The sequence below is a fragment of the Methylomicrobium album BG8 genome (genome assembly GCF_000214275.2).
In the GTDB taxonomy this organism is placed as follows: Bacteria; Pseudomonadota; Gammaproteobacteria; order Methylococcales; family Methylomonadaceae; genus Methylomicrobium; species Methylomicrobium agile.
Genome location: NZ_CM001475.1, coordinates 1,517,501 through 1,539,554, shown reverse-complemented (window position 1 = coordinate 1,539,554; position 22,054 = coordinate 1,517,501). Strand labels below are relative to the sequence as shown.

Sequence of the window (22,054 nt, the reverse complement as noted above, 5' to 3'; positions counted from 1 at the left end):
GGGAAGGCGCTCTTTCATCGTCAAAATCCGGCCTTCGGCGTATACTGGCGCGGTTTTCCACGAACTCAGCCTCCGCCATGCGCCTCCCGTTACCGTTCGACCTGCTCGCGTTTGCAGGCAGCAGCGGCCTGATACTGATCTACTACCTTTTTTTGCGGCTGCGCACCCGCCGCGATCCCGATTTCAGCGTACACCGGTTTAACCGGAAGGTGCGCGCGGCGTGGGTCGATATGGTGGCGCAGAGCGGCAAGATGGATGTCCTGGCCGTGCAGACGCTCCGCAATTCGGTCATGGCGGCCAATTTCATGGCGTCGACTTCGGTGCTGCTGATCATCGGCACGCTGAATCTGAGCGACCGGATCGAAAAATGGGCCGGCGCCTGGCATCCGGAGACGGCCGCCGCAAGCCGGGCGGGTGAATTATGGCTGATCAAGCTCGGCCTGTTGCTGCTCGTTTTTTTCATCGCCTTTTACTGTTTTACGATGGCCATACGCTTTTTCAATCATGTCGGCTACATGATCAACCTGCTGGCAGGACTGCCCGAAGCCGACATTTCGCACGCGCAAGTCTGCACCTATCTGAACCGGGCGGGAGCCTACTACAGCTACGGCACGCGCAGCTTTTTTTTCAGCCTGCCGCTGATTCTCTGGTTTTTCGGTCCTTATCCCCTGATTCTGGCAACGATCGTGCTGATTGCGGCACTCTACAAGCTGGATCGGGCGCCCTGACGGCGCCTGACAGGCGTTGCGCGTGTCATCGATCTTTAGCATGCCGTTTATGGCGGCCTGCGCTACAATCATTTATTTGCAGAAACCCAATGAAAGATCAATCCTCCGCTTTACCAAGGGCTTTCGTTTTCGGAATCGCCGGGCTGTTGCTGCTCGGCTGTTCGACGCTGGCCGAAAAGACGCCTGCACGAGCCGAAATCAAAAACGTGATCATGGTCATCGGCGACGGGATGGGGCCGCAGCAGGTCGGCCTGCTGCTGTCTTATGCGCGGCAGGCGCCGCACGGCGTACTGAAGAATCATAAAACCGCGCTGGACAGGCTGGTGGCCGAAAGCGGACGTATCGGCGCTTCGCTGACCTATCCCGACGGCGCGCTGGTCACCGATTCGGCGGCGTCCGCGACGCAGCTGGCATCCGGCAAATTCGCCAAGACCGAAATGGTCGGCCTGGACGCGGACGGATATCCGGCGGAAAGCGTCATCGAGAAAGCCAGACGCTGGGGCAAGGCGACCGGCCTGGTCTCGGACACGCGCATCACCCACGCGACGCCTGCCGCGTTCGCCGCACACGAAACCCACCGCAGCCGCGAAACCCGCATTCCCGAAGACTTGCTGGCCGCAAACGCCGACGTGATGCTGTCCGGCGGCCTCGATTATTGGCTGCCCCAGGCCGCCGCCGAAAAGAATTCGGCCATTCATCGGGAAATGGAGGCCAATATCGAGCATGCCTTTCGAATCGGTTCGGCGCGCAAGGACGGGAAAAACCTGCTGAATGAAGCCCGCAAACAAGGCTACCATCTGGTTTTCAATGCCCGCCAATTGCGGCAGGCATCCGGCAAAACCCTGGGGCTTTTCGCCGGCTCCGGAATGAGCGACGGCATCGCCGAAAGCCTGAACCGGCGGAACGCCGGCCATGCCGAACCGACGCTCGCAGAAATGAGCGAACAGGCATTGAAAATCCTGGAACGCAACGAACGCGGCTTTTTTTTGATGATCGAAGCCGGCCAGATCGATTGGGCGTCGCACCGGAACGATACGGGACTCCTGCTGCATGAAATGCTCCGCTTCGATGCGATGCTGCACAAGGTGCTGGACTGGATGGGCGGGCGCGAAGATACGTTGCTGATCGTGACCGCCGATCACGAAACGGGCGGCTTCGGCTTCGGCTACTCGGGCAAAAACATTCCCGCTCCCACAACATTGGCGAGCGGACATGTTTTCAAACCGAACTTCAATTTCGGCAATCCCGAAATTCTCGACAGGCTGTATGCGCAAAAGCTCAGCTATCACGACATCTTTGCTGAATTCGACGCCCTGCCGCCCAACCAAAGAACAGCAGCCGCGCTGGCCGAACGCGTCAACCGTCATACCGAATTCAAGATAAGCGCCAGCGAAGCCGCAAGCATTCTGGCAACCGAGGCGAATGCGGGCCACCGTCCCGATCATCCCTCCCTGAGCGAGAAAACCGTTCCCAAACTGGCCGCCAAAACCGCATTTTTCGTCTATACGAAGGACAACCGCGAAAATCTTCTGGCCGAGCTTGTCGGCGCCCGGCAGCAGGTCGTCTGGGCCAGCGGCACGCATACCAGCACGCCGGTTTTTGTATTTGCGAAAGGGGCCGGACGGGCCGTCGAGCCGTTCGCAAGCATTTTGCATCATACGGACGTCGGCCGCCTGACGATCGAGGCGTTACGGCCGGAAGATACCGCAGACTGAGGCAGTCTTACGCCTATTTAGGCACGATTCATCAAACTGTCATCGAATCGTCGCGCGATCGTAACGAACCTGCCGCACAATGTAATCCTTCGAAACTCGACAGGAGCATTGTCATGCAAACGCTCAAACGCAGCCCTTGGCAAAACGTCCGCCTCAATCTGCTCTATTCGGCGCTGGGACTGCCGGCGTTCAGCCTGCTGGTCGCCTGGTTGGTCGAACGGCTCGCCGAGGCTTTATTCCTGAAGTGGTAGATCCAGGTTCTTGTCCCGTATAAATTACGGGCGATACGATACTCCTCCTCGGATACCGTCCGGTCAGGACGGTATGCTCTCGCTCTGCATTCCCGAGCCGCAGAGTGGTTCGAACGGTACTCACCGTGATCCATCCTTTGCCCAGCTTGGGTACTCCCCGTTGTAGGGTACGCTGTGCGTACCTTTTCATCCCCATGGTACGCACAGCGTACCCTACAACTGCCTGCCGCCGGCCCGCCTGGGAGGCGTTCAGCCGGCCCCCAATGCTCGACCACCCGCCATTAACGTCAAAATCGAGAACGGCTTGGGGCCTTCTCCCTTCATCTCTCCGCATGCCTGCAATTTTCGCTGCGGAAACGGCTCCCTCATTCTCTTTATAGTTGCAAACGGTCTAAAATCAGGCTTCGAGCGGTTACCGAAGGAAGCAAATCCGTTAGCCTGATTTCAAGAAAAACCGGGCCATAAGCCGAAGCAATCGCGCCATAATCTCTATTATCTTGATTTAACAAAGCTTAACCGGAAGCACGCCTGCCCTTGGGCCATCAATCGTCAGAAAACCAAATGATCGATTATTTAGAATATACTAATGCTATTTTTCCAAACCTTATTTATCCCCGTTTTTTATTCTGAAGAGGCTGCAAATCATGGAAAATTTCACCCCCTACTCCGCCCTGGCGGGCGGCGCCCTGATCGGGATCGCCAGCGCAATGCTGTTGTTTTTCAACGGACGCATTGCCGGCATCAGCGGGATCATGAACGGCGTGTTTTTCGCGCCGAAAAACGATAGGACCTGGCGGCTGCTGTTTCTGGCCGGCCTCGTCGCCGGCGGAGGGCTCCTGCAATGGCTCGTCCCCGGCTTCAATGTTCCGCGTCAGGGTTATCCGGCCGAATTGCTGGCGATCGGCGGCTTTCTGGTAGGCGTCGGGACCCGGATCGCAAACGGCTGTGTCAGCGGCCACGGCGTCTGCGGAATCGCTCGCCTGTCGATCCGCTCGATCGCGGCGACGCTGACCTTTATCGCCGCCGGCATGCTCACCGTCTACGTAATCCGCCACCTGTCGGAGCTGACCGCATGAAGACTTACGCAATCACATTTCTGAGCGGGATTTTATTCGGCGCGGGCCTGGCGCTTTCGCACATGATCGATCCGAACAAAGTGCTGAATTTTCTCGATGTGACAGGCCGCTGGGACCCCAGCCTGCTGTTTGTGATGATCGGCGCGCTGGCCGTTGCGATGGCTGCGTTCCGAATCATCCTGAAACGCCCCGCGCCGCTCTGGTCCGGGTCTTTTCAACTGCCTCAAAAGACCGCCATCGATCCGAAACTGATCTTCGGCGCGGCCATTTTCGGCGTCGGCTGGGGCATGAGCGGTTACTGTCCCGGCCCTTCGGTCACCGGCCTGAGTCTGTTATCCCGGGAGTCGGTGATCATGGTCCTCGCGATTTATTCCGGCTTTTTCGTCACTCACCGCCTGCTGGACAAGCCCTGATCCCTCCCATCCGGCAACGCCCCTTGCCCGGACGTTGCCGCCTCTTTTCGGCATCTCGATCCGCCTTCGATTTATCAGGTGTCCGAAGGGAACAGGAATGTTAGAATTTCCTTTTCGCACGCTGCCTCGGCGCGGCGTCTTTTTTGCCCGAAAAAAATACCCTCGTATCCATGAAACGACTGATCGAAACCAAAATCGTAAACCCACTGCTCGAACAATACGGTGTTCCGTCCTATAAAACCGTCGGCTCCGCAGGAATCGATCTGGTAGCGTGCATTGCAGAGCCCGTCGCGATCGGCGGCCGGCAAAACCGGCTGATCGGCACCGGCCTTGCGATCAATATCCAGGATCCCGGCCTGGTCGCGGTCGTCGCGAGCCGAAGCGGGCTGTGCCTGAACCATCAGATCCGGGTCGGCCAGGGCGTCGGCATCATCGATTCCGATTACCACGGCGAAATCGGCGTAATCCTGCACAATGACGGCGAAAACGATTACACGGTCAATCCGGGCGAGCGGATCGCGCAGCTGCTTTTCATGCCGGTCGTCCAGGTGGCGCTTAAACTCGTTCCCGCATTCACGACCGTTACCGGCCGCGGAACCGGCGGCTTCGGCTCGACGGGAAAAGCCTGAAAAACCTGATGTTTTTTCCTGTTACCGGTGATTCTTAAACCGATTTGAAAGCGCCTGCACAGATGCCGCCCGGAGACGCGAGCCTCAAATCACTTTCCCAGGTACCGTACCGCGTGTTTCGGCTCCGTGCCAGCGCGACGGGAAAAGCGGGTTCTGGCCCGATCGCGGCCGATTGGCGCCCCGGACTTAAAACCCGCCCGTCCGATTTCCATTCATTTTAGGATATAGAGGATGTTTCGACTTTTCTCTTATTTGGCCGCCGCATCCCTCCTGCTGCTTCTGATTTCGAATGCGGGCGTCTTCTGGATCGCATCCCACGCAATCAAGCAATCCAGGGAGGCAGCGCTCGGCGCCCTCGCCCAAGGCATCGGCCTGTCGATATCCGCACAGATCGAGCTGCTGGATAAAAGTCTGGACAAACTGGCGCAAGCTCCCGAAACGCTACAGGCCATCGCCAGCCAAAATCCGGAAACGCTGCGGCAAGCGGCTGGCCGACTGCTGCCGCTGCTCCCGAACGCTCTCAGCGTCAGGCTCCTGCTGCCCGGCATTACCGAGCTGGACAACAATGGCTCGCCGCCGATGACTTATGCCGATCTGAACATGGTTCGCGAAACGTTTTCGAACAACCGCAACCCGCTGCCGGCCGTTCAAGGCGAAAACCCGGGCGCCCGGCATCTGGCGATAGCCCGAAAGATCGTCCAGGGAGAACAGACGGTCGGCGTACTGTTGGCCGGTTTCGACGACGACCTTATCCGCAAAAGCATCGCGCGGGCCAAGATCGACGAAGGCTATATCCGCCTGCACCAGGGCAAGCTCCCGTTAAGCGCCGCCGGTCGTGCGCCGGAAGAAAAAGGAGAAGGAGACGGCCGCCTGCAGATTCCGGTAGCGAACACCGACTGGGTTCTCCATTACGGGCATGTCGATGAGAACGCGCCCGTCACGCTCGACGCCGGCTTGATGTTCGGCTTTATTCTGGTTCCGTTGGGGCTGATGACGGTTTTATTCCTGCTGAGCTACCGTCGACTATCGAAGATGCTGAGCGAAGATCTGAGCAGTACAATGCGCGCCTTCAAGGACCTGATGAAAAACAATTTTCAGGGCAATTACGCGACCCGGCTCGGCGAAATGAAAGGTTTCATCTCGATTTTGTCCCAGTACAAGCGAGTCATGGACCACGACGGCAACGAAGTGGCCGTCCCACCGAAGCAGGCGATAGACTCCGGCCTCGGATTTACCGATTTTTCCACCGACACCGATTTCGGGTTCGCCATAGAACCGGCCGCGAAAGCCGCCCCCAAAGCACCGGAGAGCTCCAAAGTCTTCAAAAAACCGGCCGCCGGCCAGAAACCGGAACCGCAGGCCGCCAGCACTCCCCCCGTTCTGGATAAACCGCCCGCCCCAAAAACTGCGGCTCCGGCCGAAGCCGTCGACGATCCGAAAAACGCCATTTTCCGCGCCTACGACATTCGGGGCATTGTCGGCGAATCCTTGACTCAACACATCGTGTACGATATCGGCCGGGCGCTCGGGACCGAAGCCAAATCGCAGGGCTGCCGCACGATCGTACTGGGCCGCGACGGGCGGAAAACCAGCCCCGGCCTGGCGACCGCGATCGCCAAGGGAATCCTTTCCACCGGCTGCAGCGTGCTCGATATCGGGATGGTGCCGACGCCGGTACTCTATTTTGTTGCCCACCACGCCGAAGACCGTTCCGGAGTCATGATCACCGGCAGCCACAATCCGGCCGAATATAACGGCATCAAGATGGTGATCCAGGGCGAAACGCTGGCCGAAGAACGTATCCGGAACCTGAAAAAATGCATCGACAGTCAGGCCTATACGGTCGGTGAGCCCGGCGCGATCGAAAAAAACAGCCGCTTCGCCAACGAATACATCGGCACCGTATCCGAGGACGTCCACTTGGGCAGGCCGATGAAAATCGTCGTCGATTGCGGCAACGGGGCAGCCGGCGAGATCGCGCCCAAATTGCTCAAAACGATCGGCTGTGAAGTGATCGAATTGAACTGCGAGATCGACGGAAACTTCCCGCATCATCATCCCGACCCGAGCAAACCCGCCAATCTGAAAGAACTGATCATGGCGGTCGCGCATTACCAGGCCGACCTGGGCCTGGCCTTCGACGGCGACCGGCTTGGCGTGGTCGACTCGAACGGCAAGATCATCTGGCCGGACCGGCAGATGATGCTGTATGCGCAAAACGTGCTGGCAGCGCGTCCCGGAGCCGAAATCATTTTCGACGTCAAATGCAGCCGCCATTTGGCCAGCCACATCAAAGACCGCGGCGGGCGCCCGACACTCTGGAAAACAGGCCACGCGCTGATGAAGGCCAAACTCCGCGAAACCGGCGCGGCGCTGGCCGGCGAGATGAGCGGCCATATATTCTTCAATGACCGCTGGTTCGGCTTCGACGACGCCTTATACGCGGCGGCCCGCCTGATCGAAATCCTGTCCGAAGACAGCCGCACCAGCGCGGAAGTTTTCGCCGAGCTGCCTGACAGCTTCAATACGCCGGAACTGAGCATCATGCTGAAAGAAGGCGAAAATGTCCAATTCATCGAAAAGCTGAAGCAGGTCGCCGCGTTTTCCGATGCCGAAGTCACCACCCTTGACGGCATCAGAATCTACTATCCGGATGGCTTCGGCCTGGTGCGGGCCTCGAACACGACGCCTTCGCTGGTGATCCGCTTCGAGGCCGATACCCGCGAGTCATTGACAAAAATTCAGCAGCACTTCAGGCAGATGATTAAAACCGTAGATTCTGATTTAGTACTTCCCTTTTAATTATGGAATCCCAAAAAACGATGCAAAACCGAAAAGCCCACCAGATCGCCGATGTCCTGATCGAAGCCCTGCCTTATATTCAACGCTTCAAGGGAAAAACCGTAGTCGTCAAGTACGGGGGTAACGCGATGATTGACGAAGCGCTCAAACACAGTTTCGCCCGCGACATCGTGCTGATGAAACTGGTCGGAATCAATCCGATCGTGGTGCACGGCGGCGGCCCGCAAATCGGCCAGTTGCTCGCGAAACTGGGCAAAACGACCGGCTTTGTCGACGGGATGCGGATTACCGACAGCGAAACGATGGACGTGGTCGAAATGGTGCTCGGCGGACTGGTGAACAAAGAGATCGTGAATCTGATCAACATCCACGGAGGCAAGGCGATCGGTCTGACCGGCAAGGACGGCGACTTCATCCGGGCAAAAAAAATTCATCTGACCAAGGCAGACCCGAATGCGCAGTCGCCGGAAATCATCGACCTGGGCCATGTCGGCGAAGTCAGCAGCATCGATCCGTCGGTCGTCGAAATGCTCGGCCAGAGCGATTTCATTCCAGTGATCGCCCCGATCGGCGTCGGCGCGGACGGCCACTCGTACAATATCAACGCCGATCTGGTTGCAGGCAAGGTCGCGGAAGTGTTGAAGGCGGAAAAACTGATTCTTTTGACCAATACCGCCGGCATTCTGGATAAGGAAGGCAAGCTGTTGACCGGCTTGACGTTGAAAGACATCGACGAGCTGATCGCGGACGGCACGATTTCGGGCGGCATGATTCCGAAGACCCGCTGCGGAACCGATGCGCTGCGCGGCGGCGTCGGCAAGGTGCATATCATCGACGGCCGCGTCGAGCATGCGGTGCTGCTCGAATTATTCACCGATCAGGGCGTCGGCACCTTGCTGCTGAGCCGTTAGTCGGCCTTCGCGTCCGTTACGGCGTTTTCGATATACGTTCTGAAAGACGTCCGGATGTCGCGCACTTTGTCGCCGGCGCAAAGTTCCCTGCCCAGCGACGACTGCCGGCAGCGGATGTCGAGAAACAACTGTTGCTGATGATTGCCCATGTCGACCTTCGACACGGACAGGCTTAAATCGGAGTCTGCCGCCGGTTCGGCCGTCATCAGCAGCTTATCGTTGTCGATGTCGGTCGGCGTCGTCGAAAAGCGGCGCACGAACTGATGCGCGCTTTCCCAGGCCTTTGCGCATTGGCTGGCGCTATTGCAAAGATACAGGCCCAGTTCAACCGCGGCTTTCATTTCCGCCGTTTTGCCGCTCAACGCCTGCGGCGCCTCGGTATCGGAATGCGTCAGAAATTTATAGCGTTCGATATCCGCTTCGAACACGGCTTTTTCCTGTTTTTTCTTGGTTTCCTGATTGTCGATCTCTGCCTGTACCGCTTTGACTTGCGCCTTCGCCTTATCGATATCCCGGGTTAACGGTGCAGGAATCTTCTCGCCGCTGCGCTCGAGATGGGCCGCACGCTGAAGATGATTTTCCAGCTCGACCTCCGCCTGATGTTTGTTGCCGCGCAAAAACCCGATCCGCCCATCGATCGCATGCATTTTTTTCTTTAACGTATCCTGCATATCCCTTAAATTGCGGAACGTGCTCAATAAGACTTTGTCGTTCGCCTTTTGCCGGGCGATGAGGCTTTCCTGCTGCTTTTTCAAGGCTTCGAGGCGCCGGTCGAGCTCGATCTGCTCCCTGGTTTTTGCCTTCTCCGTAATTTGGACGACGCGGCCCTTTTCGCTCAGTTCTTCGCGCCGGTGTTGAACCTGTTCCGGCGGTACCTGATCGGACAAAAACGTTTTACCGTTCTCGTCGACCCAGCGGTACATTTTCTTGGCATGAGCCTGCCCCCCGGCCAGGCAAAATGCGGCAAACAACAGGCTGATAAAAAAAGCGCGGTCTTGCATGACGTTAAAAGAAATAAAAATGCCTTCTAAAGTATAGTGAAAGTTCCGCATCTTAAAACGGCTGCCGAGGTTTGTTTCTCCCCTGCGGGCACGGCATGTTCCCGCAGTGAGAAGAGCGATTACCAGGCGATCAGAGCCGCCAGCTGGCTCAACGGGGGAAGGATGACCATTCTGGCGACCTGCAGAAACAGTAGCGCGGCGAGCGGCGACAGATCGATGCCGCCCAGATCGGGAATGACTCTTCTGAAAATGTTCAGCACGGGCTCGGTCAGGCTGTAAAGAATCGACGAAGCCGCGTCGAACCGGCCGGGATTCAGCCAGCTCAACAAGGCACGGGCGATGATGGAGAAGATAAAGACATTGAACAATAAATTGATCAGTTCCATGATCGCGATCAAAGTCAGGGCGCCGATCCCCAGCGCCCCGCCCTGCAACAGGCCGATCAGAAAATTCGCCAGTATCTGCAGGAACAGCATCAGAATCAGCGAAGATGTGTCGATCTTGCCGATCGGCGGAATGTACCGGCGCATCAGGCGCAGCGGAGGCTGGGTCGCCCTGACCAGAAACTGCGAAATCGGATTATAAAAATCGGCGCCGCACCACTGCAGCAGGAAGCGCATCAATACCGCCAGAATGTAAAGCGAGGACAGCGCCTCGATAATCAGGACGAGCGGATCGGTAAAATAACTTGCACCCATTAATTGAACTCCGGTTGGTTGGACATTTCGACCGAACGGTCGCGTGCCGCATGGAGCGCTTTCGAAACCAGTGCCTCGAAACCGCCTTGCTGAAAGGTTTCGATCGCCCGCTGAGTCGTGCCGCCCGGCGAGGTCACGCGTTTGCGCAACAACTCAGGGGTTTCGCTCGATTCCAGCGCAATTTTTGCCGCGCCCAAGGCGGTTTGCAGCACCAGCAGGCGCGCCGTTTCCTCGGTCAGGCCCAGCTCCGCCGCCGCTTTCTCCATCGATTCCATCAGCAGGAAGTAATAAGCCGGTCCGCTGCCCGATACGGCCGTTACCGCATCCAGTTCTTTTTCATCCTTGACCCAAAGCGCAATACCGACCGCACGCAAAATGTTTTCGGCCATGCTGCGCTGCTCGGCACCGACTTTGTCGTTCGCATGCAGGGCCGTGGCGCCGGTCAGCACCAACGCCGGCGTATTCGGCATGCAGCGGACGATCGCGATGTCCGGCCCCAGCCAGGCGCTGAGGCTGCGCTCGCCGATGCCGGCGGCAATCGAGACGACCAGTGGTTTACGCTGCTGAATCGCCGGCGCGATCTGTTTCGCCACATCGCGCATGATCTGCGGCTTCACCGCCAGCACGACGACGTCGGCCTCGCTGACTGCCGTTTCGTTCGATGCGGTCACGTTGACTTTCAGACGCTCCGCCAGCGACTTGAGCTGCTCGGAGTTGATGTCGGAAACCCAGATGCTGGAAGGCTCATGACCGGCAGCGATCAGGCCGCTGATCAGGCTCGTCGCCATATTGCCGCCGCCGATAAATCCAATTTTTTGTGTTTTCATTTTCACCCTGTGTTGATTTTCCGAAAATATTTTACCCTATATAAGGTTCGGAACATCAATCACAAGGTTATCGTGAGAATTTCCTGGAAAAAATGCCGGCCTGCATCGATCGGACATTGCCGGCGACGGCCTATAAGCGCCGCGCGCGGAAACTATTAAAAAAGGACATAATGATGATTGTGGAGCAAAGCGTAAGCCCGGCACATTGACCCTGAACAGGCTTATTTCCCCGCACCGCAGCATCGCTTGAACTTTTTGCCGCTGCCGCAGGAACAAGGCGCATTTTTGCCCAGATTGACGGTCGAGCCGATCCTGCCGAGCGATTTGATCGCCCCGTCCAGATAAAACCAGCGGCCTTCCTTTTTGACGAATCGGCTCACCTCATGCAGAACACAGGCTTCCCCGTCCTGCAGATAGTAAGCTTTGAATTCGACGAGCCCCTTGTCGTCCCGAGGCCCGCCCTTTTTCGTATCGACGATTTCAAGGTGCTGCCAGACCGCCGTCTCGCGGGAAAAATCGATGCTGTCCGGGCATTTACCGCTGTCCCAGGTCGCGCGTAAATAATCGGCATCATGCAATGCATAGGCAGTGAATCGGGAACGCATCAAGGCTTCTGCGGTGGCCGGAAATACCTCGTCGTCATGGTATTGCCGACAGCATTGGTCATAGCCGAGCCCCGATCCGCACAGACAAGCGATTTGAGAATTGGACAAAAGAAATCCCTCGATCTTCTATAATAAATAACGTTGATTTTTCATCATTCCCCCCGCATTGCACTCGTCATACTCCCGTCCTGCAAAACACAAACAGTGGAATTCAAAGCGGATTTTGAACGGCGTATTCAGGATCGCTCCAAAGCCAACCTGCAAACCCGCGCCATTTGAGCGACGAAATCTGCGATTTGACCGGCTATACCGCCCTGGATCAGATCAACGAAAAAGCGCGGATGCCGATGAGTTTGGACGACCATTCGCCGGTTCAGCCCATTCCGTTGTTCGACTTCTGTACGATCCGGCCGGACGGTCCAACCGGCTCGTCGATCCGAATGGCATCGCGCTCATCCGTTCGGCCTTGAACAATAAAGCGTTCGGGCGATTGCCCTGGGTCTCCCGGTACAAATTACCAGCAATCCGGTTCCCCTCCTCCTTTTTCGCCCGCGCTGGTATAAGTCAACGCATCACATCGGTCACCATCAACGGAAGTGGCTTTCAAAGTGTAAGCGCTGGCTGTTACAGTAGCAATCTCCAAACTGTATATTTTAGTTCCGCCAGAAACGGGGACTTGATCGGAGAGAATGTCTGCCGCTGTCGGATCGTTGACTCCATCCGTATAGACTCCATTACTGTTCAATTTCCATAATTCCATCGCGCTTGCGAGAGATACAAGTGCCGCTTGTGCTTCGGCGCGTTTGGCTTTTTTAATATGTTCGATATAAGTGGGATAGGCTATGCTGGCTAGTATGCCAATGATTGCCATAGTGATCATTGCCTCAATTAATGTAAATCCTTGAAAAGAAGCTCTCATAAACATTGAATTAAACGTGATGCGAATATCCTAAATAGTTTTGCCATTCAGGTTACGGGTCAATGCCGTTAAGTTTAGCTCCCCCAAAGAGTTGCAAAGCTGGCTTTGCAACTCATCAAGGCGATTGACAAAGCGAGCTTTGCCAATCCATCAAGCGACCGGATTGGCTTATCTTAACGACATTGAATTACGGGTTGGTTATTTTAATTTTCCCCGAAGGGGCAATGGTTAATGTGCGTTGTGCGGAGCCAACGGTCGAGGTAAAAGTCATCGTGATAACATTCACAGAATTTAAACGACCTTCCGGACGGAAAATAGGATTGGAATTCCCCTCAACCGCCACACTTATGTTAGTAGCAGTCTTGTATCGTTGCACTACATTGTCCTGACTCTCCACAAAGACTTCCCAAGAATTACCGTTAATCGATACGCCCGCAAATTTAACACGTTTGGTAGCTTCACTACGCGCGGCCTGCAAAGCAGTAAGCATGTCATTGGCCGATGTTGTTAAACGATTGTCGACGATAAAAGACTGCAAGCTAGGTACGCCAATAGCCAAGGTAATACCCATGATGGCAACAACTACCAACAGTTCCAATAGAGTAAAACCTTGTGTAAATATTGAATTAGAGTTACCCATGAGCAAGGCAGACATTTAAACTTTATGACATTAATATTTTCTACGCCTATTTGTCTTTTAAAACAATAGAAAACTCGACTTTGGCGATCTTCACCGTATCGCCCACAAGGCTTACATGGAAGATGGTACGGTACGTTCACTCCAGCTTTGGCGTCCACCAGCACCTTTGATCTTCTCAGTTCCATCCGTTCCATCAGGAGTAGGATCAGTTTCTGTAGGGGATGTTCCCTCAGTACCGGTATCTATGTTGATCAACGTATCGACACCCTCTATAGCGTCGAAGGGATCGACACAGATTGCCAATATGGCATCGTTGAAGTCGTTATCGGAAACATAGCCATTATCGTTGTACGAACTACTTTGACGGTTAAGGTCTTCGATGCTGATAACTAAAACTTTCGATTCAGGATCCGACAATAATACGGTATGGTAATTCAGCTTTTGGCTGCTAGGCTCCGGATTAAGATTTTTAACAGTGCGAAATATCTGGTTGTCGGTACGATCCGATCTTACCTGGTTGGATTGCCAACCATTCGATACTACCGTAAAACCGACTCCCTTTCCGGCTGCGATTGTACCTAAATCGACGGTATCGCCAAGCGATAAATCGCCTCCTGAGTTTTTCGCAGAAAAGTTTGGGAATACGATTTTTTCAACGATAGAGGAACTGGTCAAACTGGTCAGCTTGGTTTTGTCGAAACTAAAGAAACCCAGTGCATTGGTGTAGCCCGCTCCCTCACCAACAAAGGCTACTTTGATATTGGCGTCTTTTTTTAGCAGGATGTTTGCTTGGGTGTCTTCCGTAAATAAAGGAGAATCAATAGCCAGCGCATTACCTTCAGGCAATAGCCTCAATACCTTGTCCATGATGCCGTCGGGCACGGTGCAACCTGACGCCAGTTTTTTGGGTTTGCCGGTATTGGTATCGTAATTGGTAGAGTTGTAAGACTTCAGATAAGTCCAGACTTTGCCGCTAGAGCTGCCGCCTCTGGCTAGAGCCGACTGTTCAACACTCAGAGCCACTAACACTCCACTTAGGGTCAAAGTCAAGATTTTCTTTTGCATGTTCATAATATTCACCTCTGTGAGTTAAATGAATGGAAGAGCGTAGCCGTTTTAAGCAAACACCGAGCAGCCTACTGCGTATTTGGATCGAATAGCCCGTTCAGCGCCCGTATTACTATTGATCAAAGTAACGTCTAAGATGTATACCTCCGTAGGACATTGTGCATTCGCTAGTCTGGCGCAGGCAGTAACATTCTCTGCAGAATCGCTCTTATGGGCTGTATAGCTGTTTTCGCCAACACAGCGGTATTCGAAGCTGTTGACGACACAAAAAACTGCTTTGATTGTTGCAGTGGCCGGAATTGATTCGGGCAGGGTCAATTCGCTGTTTTCGAATAGTCGGCCACTAATCCCACAGTCATCCTGTTCGTCAGGCCTGGTAGGATCGTCTTTATTAGGCTTGCGACTGGTTTCAATAATGGCTTCCGCTACATCCAAGACCATTTCCGTGCGCGAAAAAGTTTTGATTTGTTCGCCAACATTGTTTGTAATGGCAAGCTGTATTCTATTTTGCTGAATCATGCTTACAGTAACCAATGTCAACAATAACAGCATACACAAGCTGAATATTAAAACTGCGCCGCGTTGAATATTGAGCGATCTTAATAGCATTTTTTTCCTTCATAGCTGATTACGTAAAGCAATAGTGGTAGTAAACACGCGATACAAACTGTGATCACTCGGCGTAATCTCTGTTTCTTCTACCTTATAGGGACGTACTTGTTGAACCAAATGCGTATTTTCGCTTTTTAATACTACCGATAACCGCATGCTAACCACGTTTTGCCATACGTCCGGCTCAACGCCAGCTGCTTCGGCATAATAATTGGCGGCATGATCAGCGTCCGCATCAATGCCGTAGAGAACTGTCAAACTTTGGACGTTTTCTATCAAAGTGACTGGCATATCTGTTAGGGCGCAGTTTTTGCCGGAATCGGTATTACATACTCCAGCGACCGAACGTTGGGAAGTGCAAAGCAGGCTGCCGTTGTTAACGAAAAAATAAATTCTTACCACATGTACCGCCTCCGCGGGGTCTTCTCCCGTATCCAGCAGGCTATTCACCGTACAGGGCGAACTACTGTTGCTAAGATTGGCCGGACTTAAATCATCAGCATCAAGCAGCTGATAACGAATGACGAAGGCATCATTCGCCGGATTATCCTGGCTAACTCCTTTAACATATTCTGCAGCATTCAAATCAAAAGAAATGCCGGTATCCGGTATTTCAATTACGTCTTCATCGAGGAACACCCTGCTGATAATTCCGTCATTATCCATTCTGCTGCGTAAGCCGCCCGTGCGACGAATTTCTTTTTGCAGTATTTCCTGAACATAACGGGCATCGTCTGTCATATTGTTAAGCGCTCGCTGGCTACGATTGATTTTTTGCATTTGCAAAAACAGGCTGCTGATACTCGCGATCAACGCCAGACCCAATACTAGACTGATCATTAATTCGATCAACGTCGCCCCTGTTTGCCAATTCTTCATGGCTGCAGTTCCAGTTCGAATTTTGCGCTACTTTGGCTACCGCTGGTCCAACTCAGCGTTAGGCAACGCATCGCGGAAGTTCCTGTGCAAACATCGCTACCCGACACAGGGCTAATACCAACCTCTACCAAAGCTGCCGGACCCAATTGGGCTTTAGCTTTTTCCATCCAAACGCAGTAATCGTATGATGCCATGACGCTTATACTGCAAGACTGGGCAGCACTGTTGCAATTATCCTCGCAGCTATTGGCCGCTGTCGGTAGAGTATCGGTATTCCATGCAGAGGCATTGGCATGAATGCGGTCTGCCATTTCATAGCTTAGCGCCATTGCCTGGCTATACAAATAAGCGTCCTGACTGTTCCTGATCGACAACATTTGCAGTGCGCCCAGCCCCAACAAACCTAAAGCCAAAATCACCATAGCAACTAAAATTTCGATAAGCGTAAAACCATTGAGGCGGCGAAAACCGAGTACAAGCATAATTAATACACCCGATGTGCTATTGTGGAGCCAGATTTAACTTTACCGCTCCGGCCTTCCTTGAAGTTCTTAATTTCAGTTTGATTTGGAACCCAAATAATATTAAGGGTTTTTAATAAGAATTAGGCTGAATAAAATTAAATCTTCAAAAGGCCGGTTATATCGTTATAAGGTAGACAGATTCTGCTATTTTTATCAAAATCTTTCTGCGACAAAGTTATCACTCTATAAAAAAACCTCTAAACTGCTGCGGTTTTCGGCCCGCAGCTTGCGCCGAAGCATTTTGCTTTCACACTCCCGCGCTCTGCGCAGGAATACCGCGCGAAATAAAGCGTTCATTGGCCCAATTTCTCTATTTAATCTGCTCCCGCTGATCCGCGCCGCTGTCCAGACGGCGATGCCTGCCGGCTTTGCAGTCGTGATAGCGCCCACCTAGTGTCACCTTCAAACGCCAGAATAGGCTCGCGATCCGGTCGAAAAACCAACGGGGAGCGCGCCAAAATGACCACAGTGAGCCGGGAAAGGATGGTGTTAAACGCGATGGTGATGACCATCGTAAACTCGAATGGCGTAAAGCCGGAACTCCTCCATTTTTTCATGTCGCCCCTACCTGATTTCTTAAATTTCAATGGATTACCGAGTAGGTATTTTTTATAAACAAGCGATTAAACAGAAGCTATCGGCTGTACGATGGCGCTTATTTATTCACAGACCCATTTCCACAATAACTATAGACGGTTGTGCGCTGCTTGTGTGAATGAATAGCTTAAAAGGGTGACTTAATTGAACATTTTTAGACGATTTGTTGGATTTACCTTGATTGAACTGATAATCGCCGTCGCTATTATTTGGTATCCTGGTATCGATCGCTTATCCCACTTATACGGAGCATGTCAAGCGAGCCAACGGTAAATCCGCTTTGTTGAACGCGCAGATGGCCCAGGAAAAATACCGGACGACGCATACCGCCTACAGCGCCTCCCGGTCTAGCCGTAGGCCGTACTCCATCCCCTATCGTCATTCCCGCGCGTTGCGTATCCAAAGGGCATCATTATGGGAATGCCGCTTAAGCCGCTCCGACGACTCGAAACCGCCGGACTTCCTTCAGCCGGTTCCCATGCCGCGCGCTCGCCGTTATACCCCGTCCTGCAAAACTCAAGCAGTGGAGTTCAAAGCTGGCGTTGAACGGCGTATTTTAGGCGTGATCCCAAGCCAGCTTTGGCCGCCTGCCGGTCCGCTGTCGATTGGAACCTTCGCAATATTAAGGCCAAGGAAAGTCACTTACCTAACTTAGCCGTTACTTTCACATCGCAGTTGGCTTTAGAACCTGCAAGCAAATCCTGGGTTTGGATTGTAAAGTTTGAACTTCCGGTTATCTTAACGTTTTTGAAACCCGCGTTATTTAAAAGTTGCGTTGCTTGAACCTCTGTTTTTCCAATAATGTTAGGGACCAAGCAGAGCTCTTGAATGTTTACCTGCGCATTCGCATCCAATTGAATAGGGAGCGCGACGTTGGCTTTGACGCAAACCAGATCGGGCGGCAGCGGCAGAAGGCTTCTGAGAAGCGATTCCACCGGCCCTATCACGCCTTGTAGCGGCAGATCGTTGAGCGCCAGATTAACGCTTAAGTCGACTTTATTGCCGCCGATGTCAAGCCCGACAATAGCGGGATTTAAGTCTTCCAGACTGCAAATATAGGTACCTTTCTTTCCCAGAGACAATAAATCGAGCGGGTTACTAAGGCCAACCGACACCACTGTGCAAACAGCCAGAGGGTTTGTGTCGATCTGCAGACGCGCACCCAATGTAAGCCGCTTTTGGCTTACATAATCGCCCGCGATAATGCCTGCCGTAATCAGCCCCGTACACGCGTTTCCTCCTGGCGTCGGGTCGGGCGTCGGGTCGGGCGTCGGATCGGGCGTCGGATCGGGTGTCGGATCGGGTGTCGGATCGGGTGTCGGATCGGGTGTCGGATCGGGCGTCGGGTCGGGCGTCGGGTCGGGCGTCGGATCGGGTGTCGGATCGGGTGTCGGATCGGGTGTCGGATCAGGCGTCGGGCTAGGAGTACTCGCCGCCGCCAGTACGATACCGCCTTTCACGGGCTGGTCGCCGGCGATGTAGGATGTTAACTGCACGGTCTGGGTAACGCCCTTGACATCCACCCAGGTCGTGGTCACGCTGATCTGTTTACACTTCACCGAATTAGGGCAGTCCGAAATTACCCAGGCCCGGCTGAAAGCGCTGCTGTCGCCTCCTTCGGCCATCGGGGTATCGTTGCCCGAAATCATGCCTTCGTAAGTATCCTGATTGGCAAAGCCGCGCAGTTGTTCGATTTTGTCCTGCGACAAATTCAAGGCACGGGTTTTCATGCGGCTGTCGCCGCTGCTGATCAGGGTCAGTCCTTGCAGCTTGGCCATCCCCAGCATCGCCACCGCCACGATCAGCGCGGCGATCAACGCTTCCAACAGGAAGAAACCTCGCAACGAGGCAGGCAATAATTTCTTCATGGCGATTCCCCTTAAAAAATCAAAAGTCTTTCCAGGTGCCGGGAATGCGGGTAGCGTCTTCAATAAAACTGCTGACGTCGTTACCGCCGCCACCAATACCATTACCGATGTGTTTTGAATTAGCGGTTACCTTGGTAATATTTCCTTCCGAAACAATCGTTCCATGAATAGTCGCATTTCCCCAGCCTTGATCGCTACATGTCGCAGAAAAGTAGACAAAACCGTAAATCGTGACATTTCCTTGAATTTTAGGGCATCTGCCGTTCTGGATAATAATGACGACGGGGCGAGTTGCCGAACCAAAATTACCGCTAATATGAGAATCGCTATCCCATACATAAAATGGCTCTTTCTCTTCCCCCGGAGTGGCGGGTAACGAATGAGCAGGATAGTTATACTCATTGGTCATGGCGATATGGGTCGCGGTACTTAAAGTAACCGTAAAAAGATAATCCCATGCCGGTGTCGATGTGCCCGGAAAAGTATTATCACTCACGACAGATCCAAGACTTGGCGGCGGATGTTTGTTAAAAAACCCCGTATCAATCGCACTCACAGGCTGCGATGTTATGATCGCCGTTCCCGGAGGGCTACCCGAATCAATATCCGGATTTCCGGTGACATTGGCTAAACTGCCATTGATTACAAAAGGAGGAGCGGCTTGCCCTTTTATAGTCAAATAGTTTGTTTGTGTAACCCATGCCTCGGATATTGCGGCAATAGTAGAATCATTAACCCCCTCGGCGGACGATTCGACTTTAATGTAAGTCTTGTTCGCAATTATTTTTTTCGTGAAAGTCAGCGTAAAGCTATAGCTCTCGCCGGTCGACGAACCAGTGACCATGCTCAGTGCCGTCGGACATCCCGTCGGCAAGGAGCCCGAGGAACAGGTCACGGCATTCGGAATGGTATTCTTTTGCGCCCAGGCCACGCCGTATTCCAGCCCGGCTTCGGCCGCTTCCTGCGCTTCGCGGGCACGCAGATCGTTGCCAGTGATCTTTTGCTCCATCAGACCGGTTCGCGCCGTGGTCACAGAGACAACAGCCATCACGATCGCCAACATCAGCGCCACGATCAAAGTAACGGCGCCCCGCTGGCGGGCCTTGGGATTGCGGTTCGGAAACTTCATGGCTAACTCCAGGAAACGAGGCGGTTAAGGAACGGCGGCCAGATATTTGTCGTTGCGCACCCGCACCTGCTCGACGATGGTTTGGGTGACCGCATGATCGTCGTGCAAACGGCCGGTCAAGGTAATTGTGACATTGCGGACATACAGGCAGGCGGGGGCGGGGCTGCCGTCGCGGGTACAAATATTGCAAACTTCGCCGGTGTCGCAAACCCCGTTATTGTTATCGTCGCCGTACGGGATACCGTCGGAATCGGAGGCTTCCATGATGCCGTCGCCGTCGTCGTCGTTGGTCATGCTGGTCACATTGAGCTCCGTCGAAGTCAGCGCGAACGTCAATCCGGTAATTTCCACCTCCACTTCGGTGATGGACTCCCAGGCGCTGTTAGTGCAGTTCTCGTTGGTGCTGCCGCTTCTGCGCATTTCCAGTTTGCCGTCATCGCTCAAACGGAACCCAAAGTATTCATTACTGCCGACGTCGGGCGGACTGTCATTATTACGATTGTAGGTATAAACGATGCAACTGCCGTCGTTATACACGGCCAGATCGGTGATTGTGTCATCAAAAAAAGGATTATTCCGCAATGAATCTAAATTGGTGTCCGGATCGGACGTCACAAAACCCGCACGCCGAATATCGCGCACCATGATATCCATCATGGCACGCATGTCCTGGTTCAAGCGGGAGAGTTTGACATTGTCGGCCTGCCCTCTGACCGAGGCAGTAAAAATACTGAGGCCACCGGCGACAACGATCAAGCCAACCAACATGCCGATCAGCAGTTCGACCAATGAGATACCGATTTGCCCTTTACGGTGCGTTAACATGCTTCGTAGCCTCCGATTGAGCCGCAAATCCGCGCCCGGCCTAACGTGCTGACCTTGACGCCGACGCTGAAGTGATTGGAAGTGATCGTGGCGGTACCATTGTTGGGATTAATGCCACGTATCGGATCGAAAGTAGTATAGGCAACGCCGCCGGCAAAACTGGCCGAGGCCAAGGTGGTCGCGGGAAAGTCGCTGCCGTTGACGGTTTTGAGCAGGGTGTTGCTGCCGCCAGGGCCGACCCGGATGGCGTAACTCCATGCGCCGCCGGTGGTAAACGTGACTCTGATTTTTTGATTGCGCACGATGGCTTCGGCACGCGCCCAACGCAGGTCGGCCAGCATCGCTTCCGCCGCACTAATGAGACGCTGCTTTTCGAGGGTGGCATTAAACGAAGGCCCAGCCATCGCTGCCAGAATGGCGACGATGGCGATGACTATCATGAGCTCGAGCAGCGTAAAGCCGGAATTCCCCAATTTTTTCATGTCGCCCTACCTATTCTTTAATTTCAATCAATTGCCGCGAAGGTATTTTCTATACCCAAGCGCTTAAACAGAGGGGCCATCGCCTGCACGATGACGCTTATTTATTCGCCGGCCCATTTCCACGATAACTATAGACTGTTGTGCTATGCTTGTGCGAATAAACAGTCTAATAAAGGTAAATGAATGGACACTTTCAGGCGACTTGCAGGGTTTACATTGATCGAATTGATGATTGCCATCGCCATTATCGGCATTCTCGCATCGATCGCCTATCCCGCTTATACGGAGTATGTCAAACAAGCCAAGCGCGCCGACGGTAAATCCGCTTTGTTGAGCGCGCAGATGGCTCAGGAAAAATACCGGACGACACATACCGCCTACAGCGCCTCGCTCGATGCCATCGGCGTTTCCGGTACATCGCCCGATGGCTACTACACGGTTGCCATTACCGGAACGCCGAATGCGACGACCTACACCCTAACAGCAACGCCCAGAAGCCCGTTTACCGATTCTACTTGCGGCACGTTTGCCGTAAATCAGGACGGGAAAGACTATACGGGCTATGCAAGCGCCGATTGCTGGAAAAAATAGCCCCGTGCAGTCCTATGTATCATTACATAGCCCTTCGATAATCCTCGGCCTAGCCGTAAGCCGTACTACATCCCCTATCGTCGTTCCCGTGCGTTACGTATCCAAAGGGCATAAATAGAAGAATGTAGCCCAAGCTCGAAACGCCGGGATTCTTCCGTCAACCGGTTCCCAAGCCGCGTGCCCATCATTATACCCGGTCCTGCAAAACTCAAGTAGTGGAGCTCAAAGCTGGCTTTGAACGCCTGCCGGTCCGTCGTCGATTGG

At 53.8% G+C, this 22,054-nt stretch carries 25 protein-coding genes; 11 read left to right on the top strand and 14 right to left on the bottom strand.

Annotated elements, in window-relative coordinates:
• Positions 1-77: 77 nt before the first annotated feature.
• The 8 genes from METAL_RS06725 (at position 78) to argB (ending at position 8,525) form a co-directional block, all read left to right on the top strand.
• Complete coding sequence (locus METAL_RS06725) at positions 78-728, top strand: DUF599 domain-containing protein (protein WP_005370851.1); 651 nt, start codon at positions 78-80, stop codon at positions 726-728.
• A gap of 89 nt (positions 729-817) precedes the next feature.
• Positions 818-2,443: an alkaline phosphatase gene (locus METAL_RS06720; RefSeq protein WP_005370849.1), complete on the top strand. Its 1,626-nt coding sequence runs from the start codon at positions 818-820 to the stop codon at positions 2,441-2,443.
• A 113-nt stretch (positions 2,444-2,556) separates the two neighbouring features.
• Positions 2,557-2,694 (top strand): hypothetical protein, encoded by a 138-nt coding sequence (locus METAL_RS20595; protein WP_005370847.1) that lies wholly within the window; start codon positions 2,557-2,559, stop codon positions 2,692-2,694.
• Between the two features lie 644 nt (positions 2,695-3,338).
• Positions 3,339-3,770, top strand: a complete 432-nt coding sequence (locus METAL_RS06715) for a YeeE/YedE family protein (RefSeq protein WP_005370846.1) — start codon at positions 3,339-3,341, stop codon at positions 3,768-3,770.
• Positions 3,767-4,183, top strand: coding sequence for a DUF6691 family protein (locus METAL_RS06710; protein ID WP_005370844.1), 417 nt, complete (start codon positions 3,767-3,769; stop codon positions 4,181-4,183). The genes METAL_RS06715 and METAL_RS06710 overlap by 4 nt, the downstream gene beginning before the upstream one ends.
• A gap of 170 nt (positions 4,184-4,353) precedes the next feature.
• A complete protein-coding gene (dut, locus tag METAL_RS06705) occupies positions 4,354-4,812 on the top strand; it encodes a dUTP diphosphatase (protein WP_005370843.1) in 459 nt (152 codons plus the stop codon).
• A 231-nt stretch (positions 4,813-5,043) separates the two neighbouring features.
• Positions 5,044-7,614, top strand: a complete 2,571-nt coding sequence (locus tag METAL_RS06700; protein ID WP_005370841.1) for a phosphomannomutase/phosphoglucomutase — start codon at positions 5,044-5,046, stop codon at positions 7,612-7,614.
• Between the two features lie 20 nt (positions 7,615-7,634).
• Positions 7,635-8,525 (top strand): acetylglutamate kinase, encoded by an 891-nt coding sequence (argB, locus tag METAL_RS06695; RefSeq protein ID WP_031431342.1) that lies wholly within the window; start codon positions 7,635-7,637, stop codon positions 8,523-8,525.
• Here argB and METAL_RS06690 read toward each other — a convergent pair.
• From METAL_RS06690 to METAL_RS06675, 4 genes are all read right to left on the bottom strand, one after another.
• Positions 8,522-9,526, bottom strand: coding sequence for a DUF4124 domain-containing protein (locus METAL_RS06690; RefSeq protein WP_005370831.1), 1,005 nt, complete (start codon positions 9,524-9,526; stop codon positions 8,522-8,524). The two genes, argB and METAL_RS06690, sit on opposite strands and share 4 nt — an antisense overlap.
• A gap of 119 nt (positions 9,527-9,645) precedes the next feature.
• On the bottom strand, positions 9,646-10,224 hold the full coding sequence (locus METAL_RS06685) for a YggT family protein (protein WP_005370829.1): 579 nt from the start codon (positions 10,222-10,224) through the stop codon (positions 9,646-9,648).
• Positions 10,224-11,051, bottom strand: a complete 828-nt coding sequence (proC, locus tag METAL_RS06680; RefSeq protein ID WP_005370828.1) for a pyrroline-5-carboxylate reductase — start codon at positions 11,049-11,051, stop codon at positions 10,224-10,226. Before proC ends, METAL_RS06685 begins: the two co-directional genes overlap by 1 nt.
• A gap of 221 nt (positions 11,052-11,272) precedes the next feature.
• The gene (locus METAL_RS06675) at positions 11,273-11,764 is read right to left on the bottom strand and encodes a YchJ family protein (protein WP_005370826.1); all 492 of its coding nucleotides are present in this window, start codon (positions 11,762-11,764) and stop codon (positions 11,273-11,275) included.
• A gap of 167 nt (positions 11,765-11,931) precedes the next feature.
• Here METAL_RS06675 and METAL_RS06670 point away from each other — a divergent pair, with 167 nt between their 5' ends.
• Entirely contained in the window at positions 11,932-12,126 is a 195-nt protein-coding gene (locus METAL_RS06670) for a hypothetical protein (RefSeq protein WP_031431339.1), read from the top strand.
• 44 nt (positions 12,127-12,170) lie between these two features.
• Here the strand turns inward: METAL_RS06670 and METAL_RS06665 are convergent, their stop codons facing one another.
• The 6 genes from METAL_RS06665 to pilV form a co-directional block, all read right to left on the bottom strand.
• Positions 12,171-12,581: a type IV pilin protein gene (locus tag METAL_RS06665; RefSeq protein WP_051040354.1), complete on the bottom strand. Its 411-nt coding sequence runs from the start codon at positions 12,579-12,581 to the stop codon at positions 12,171-12,173.
• Positions 12,582-12,762: 181 nt separating this feature from the next.
• Positions 12,763-13,230, bottom strand: a complete 468-nt coding sequence (locus tag METAL_RS19870; protein ID WP_051040353.1) for a GspH/FimT family pseudopilin — start codon at positions 13,228-13,230, stop codon at positions 12,763-12,765.
• Between the two features lie 96 nt (positions 13,231-13,326).
• Positions 13,327-14,286: a DUF4114 domain-containing protein gene (locus METAL_RS06655; RefSeq protein ID WP_005370822.1), complete on the bottom strand. Its 960-nt coding sequence runs from the start codon at positions 14,284-14,286 to the stop codon at positions 13,327-13,329.
• Positions 14,287-14,331: 45 nt separating this feature from the next.
• The gene (locus tag METAL_RS06650) at positions 14,332-14,802 is read right to left on the bottom strand and encodes a hypothetical protein (protein WP_157203445.1); all 471 of its coding nucleotides are present in this window, start codon (positions 14,800-14,802) and stop codon (positions 14,332-14,334) included.
• 99 nt (positions 14,803-14,901) lie between these two features.
• A complete protein-coding gene (locus METAL_RS06645) occupies positions 14,902-15,774 on the bottom strand; it encodes a PilW family protein (RefSeq protein ID WP_005370820.1) in 873 nt (290 codons plus the stop codon).
• Positions 15,771-16,256, bottom strand: a complete 486-nt coding sequence (gene pilV / locus METAL_RS19865) for a type IV pilus modification protein PilV (RefSeq protein ID WP_005370819.1) — start codon at positions 16,254-16,256, stop codon at positions 15,771-15,773. Before pilV ends, METAL_RS06645 begins: the two co-directional genes overlap by 4 nt.
• Positions 16,257-17,039: 783 nt before the next feature.
• On the opposite strand from pilV, the gene METAL_RS21505 reads away from it, so the two are divergent.
• Positions 17,040-17,168, top strand: coding sequence for a prepilin-type N-terminal cleavage/methylation domain-containing protein (locus tag METAL_RS21505; RefSeq protein WP_342633133.1), 129 nt, complete (start codon positions 17,040-17,042; stop codon positions 17,166-17,168).
• Positions 17,169-17,533: 365 nt separating this feature from the next.
• Here the strand turns inward: METAL_RS21505 and METAL_RS06635 are convergent, their stop codons facing one another.
• The 4 genes from METAL_RS06635 to METAL_RS06620 are packed head-to-tail and all read right to left on the bottom strand — an operon-like array spanning position 17,534 to position 21,199.
• The gene (locus METAL_RS06635; protein ID WP_005370817.1) at positions 17,534-18,763 is read right to left on the bottom strand and encodes a hypothetical protein; all 1,230 of its coding nucleotides are present in this window, start codon (positions 18,761-18,763) and stop codon (positions 17,534-17,536) included.
• 19 nt (positions 18,764-18,782) lie between these two features.
• A complete protein-coding gene (locus METAL_RS06630; protein WP_005370815.1) occupies positions 18,783-19,892 on the bottom strand; it encodes a pilus assembly PilX family protein in 1,110 nt (369 codons plus the stop codon).
• A 24-nt stretch (positions 19,893-19,916) separates the two neighbouring features.
• A complete protein-coding gene (locus METAL_RS06625; protein ID WP_005370814.1) occupies positions 19,917-20,717 on the bottom strand; it encodes a PilW family protein in 801 nt (266 codons plus the stop codon).
• Positions 20,711-21,199: a GspH/FimT family pseudopilin gene (locus METAL_RS06620; RefSeq protein WP_005370812.1), complete on the bottom strand. Its 489-nt coding sequence runs from the start codon at positions 21,197-21,199 to the stop codon at positions 20,711-20,713. Before METAL_RS06620 ends, METAL_RS06625 begins: the two co-directional genes overlap by 7 nt.
• Before the next feature lie 216 nt (positions 21,200-21,415).
• On the opposite strand from METAL_RS06620, the gene METAL_RS21490 reads away from it, so the two are divergent.
• Positions 21,416-21,790, top strand: coding sequence for a type IV pilin protein (locus tag METAL_RS21490; RefSeq protein ID WP_281023980.1), 375 nt, complete (start codon positions 21,416-21,418; stop codon positions 21,788-21,790).
• Positions 21,791-22,054: the final 264 nt, after the last annotated feature.

What these genes read in the sequence shown, in the direction of transcription:
- METAL_RS06645 (WP_005370820.1), bottom strand. Translation starts at nt 15,774, where the DNA reads ATGAAGAATTGGCAAACAGGGGCGACGTTGATCGAATTAATGATCAGT.
- METAL_RS06715 (WP_005370846.1), top strand. Translation starts at nt 3,339, where the DNA reads ATGGAAAATTTCACCCCCTACTCCGCCCTGGCGGGCGGCGCCCTGATC.
- METAL_RS06690 (WP_005370831.1), bottom strand. Translation starts at nt 9,526, where the DNA reads ATGCAAGACCGCGCTTTTTTTATCAGCCTGTTGTTTGCCGCATTTTGC.
- METAL_RS06710 (WP_005370844.1), top strand. Translation starts at nt 3,767, where the DNA reads ATGAAGACTTACGCAATCACATTTCTGAGCGGGATTTTATTCGGCGCG.
- METAL_RS06685 (WP_005370829.1), bottom strand. Translation starts at nt 10,224, where the DNA reads ATGGGTGCAAGTTATTTTACCGATCCGCTCGTCCTGATTATCGAGGCG.
- METAL_RS06650 (WP_157203445.1), bottom strand. Translation starts at nt 14,802, where the DNA reads ATGATTCAGCAAAATAGAATACAGCTTGCCATTACAAACAATGTTGGC.
- METAL_RS06630 (WP_005370815.1), bottom strand. Translation starts at nt 19,892, where the DNA reads ATGAAGTTTCCGAACCGCAATCCCAAGGCCCGCCAGCGGGGCGCCGTT.
- METAL_RS06620 (WP_005370812.1), bottom strand. Translation starts at nt 21,199, where the DNA reads ATGAAAAAATTGGGGAATTCCGGCTTTACGCTGCTCGAGCTCATGATA.
- METAL_RS06665 (WP_051040354.1), bottom strand. Translation starts at nt 12,581, where the DNA reads ATGTTTATGAGAGCTTCTTTTCAAGGATTTACATTAATTGAGGCAATG.
- METAL_RS06720 (WP_005370849.1), top strand. Translation starts at nt 818, where the DNA reads ATGAAAGATCAATCCTCCGCTTTACCAAGGGCTTTCGTTTTCGGAATC.
- METAL_RS19870 (WP_051040353.1), bottom strand. Translation starts at nt 13,230, where the DNA reads ATGTCTGCCTTGCTCATGGGTAACTCTAATTCAATATTTACACAAGGT.
- dut (WP_005370843.1), top strand. Translation starts at nt 4,354, where the DNA reads ATGAAACGACTGATCGAAACCAAAATCGTAAACCCACTGCTCGAACAA.
- METAL_RS06625 (WP_005370814.1), bottom strand. Translation starts at nt 20,717, where the DNA reads ATGTTAACGCACCGTAAAGGGCAAATCGGTATCTCATTGGTCGAACTG.
- argB (WP_031431342.1), top strand. Translation starts at nt 7,635, where the DNA reads ATGCAAAACCGAAAAGCCCACCAGATCGCCGATGTCCTGATCGAAGCC.
- METAL_RS20595 (WP_005370847.1), top strand. Translation starts at nt 2,557, where the DNA reads ATGCAAACGCTCAAACGCAGCCCTTGGCAAAACGTCCGCCTCAATCTG.
- METAL_RS06655 (WP_005370822.1), bottom strand. Translation starts at nt 14,286, where the DNA reads ATGAACATGCAAAAGAAAATCTTGACTTTGACCCTAAGTGGAGTGTTA.
- pilV (WP_005370819.1), bottom strand. Translation starts at nt 16,256, where the DNA reads ATGCTTGTACTCGGTTTTCGCCGCCTCAATGGTTTTACGCTTATCGAA.
- METAL_RS06635 (WP_005370817.1), bottom strand. Translation starts at nt 18,763, where the DNA reads ATGAAGAAATTATTGCCTGCCTCGTTGCGAGGTTTCTTCCTGTTGGAA.
- METAL_RS06700 (WP_005370841.1), top strand. Translation starts at nt 5,044, where the DNA reads ATGTTTCGACTTTTCTCTTATTTGGCCGCCGCATCCCTCCTGCTGCTT.
- proC (WP_005370828.1), bottom strand. Translation starts at nt 11,051, where the DNA reads ATGAAAACACAAAAAATTGGATTTATCGGCGGCGGCAATATGGCGACG.
- METAL_RS06725 (WP_005370851.1), top strand. Translation starts at nt 78, where the DNA reads ATGCGCCTCCCGTTACCGTTCGACCTGCTCGCGTTTGCAGGCAGCAGC.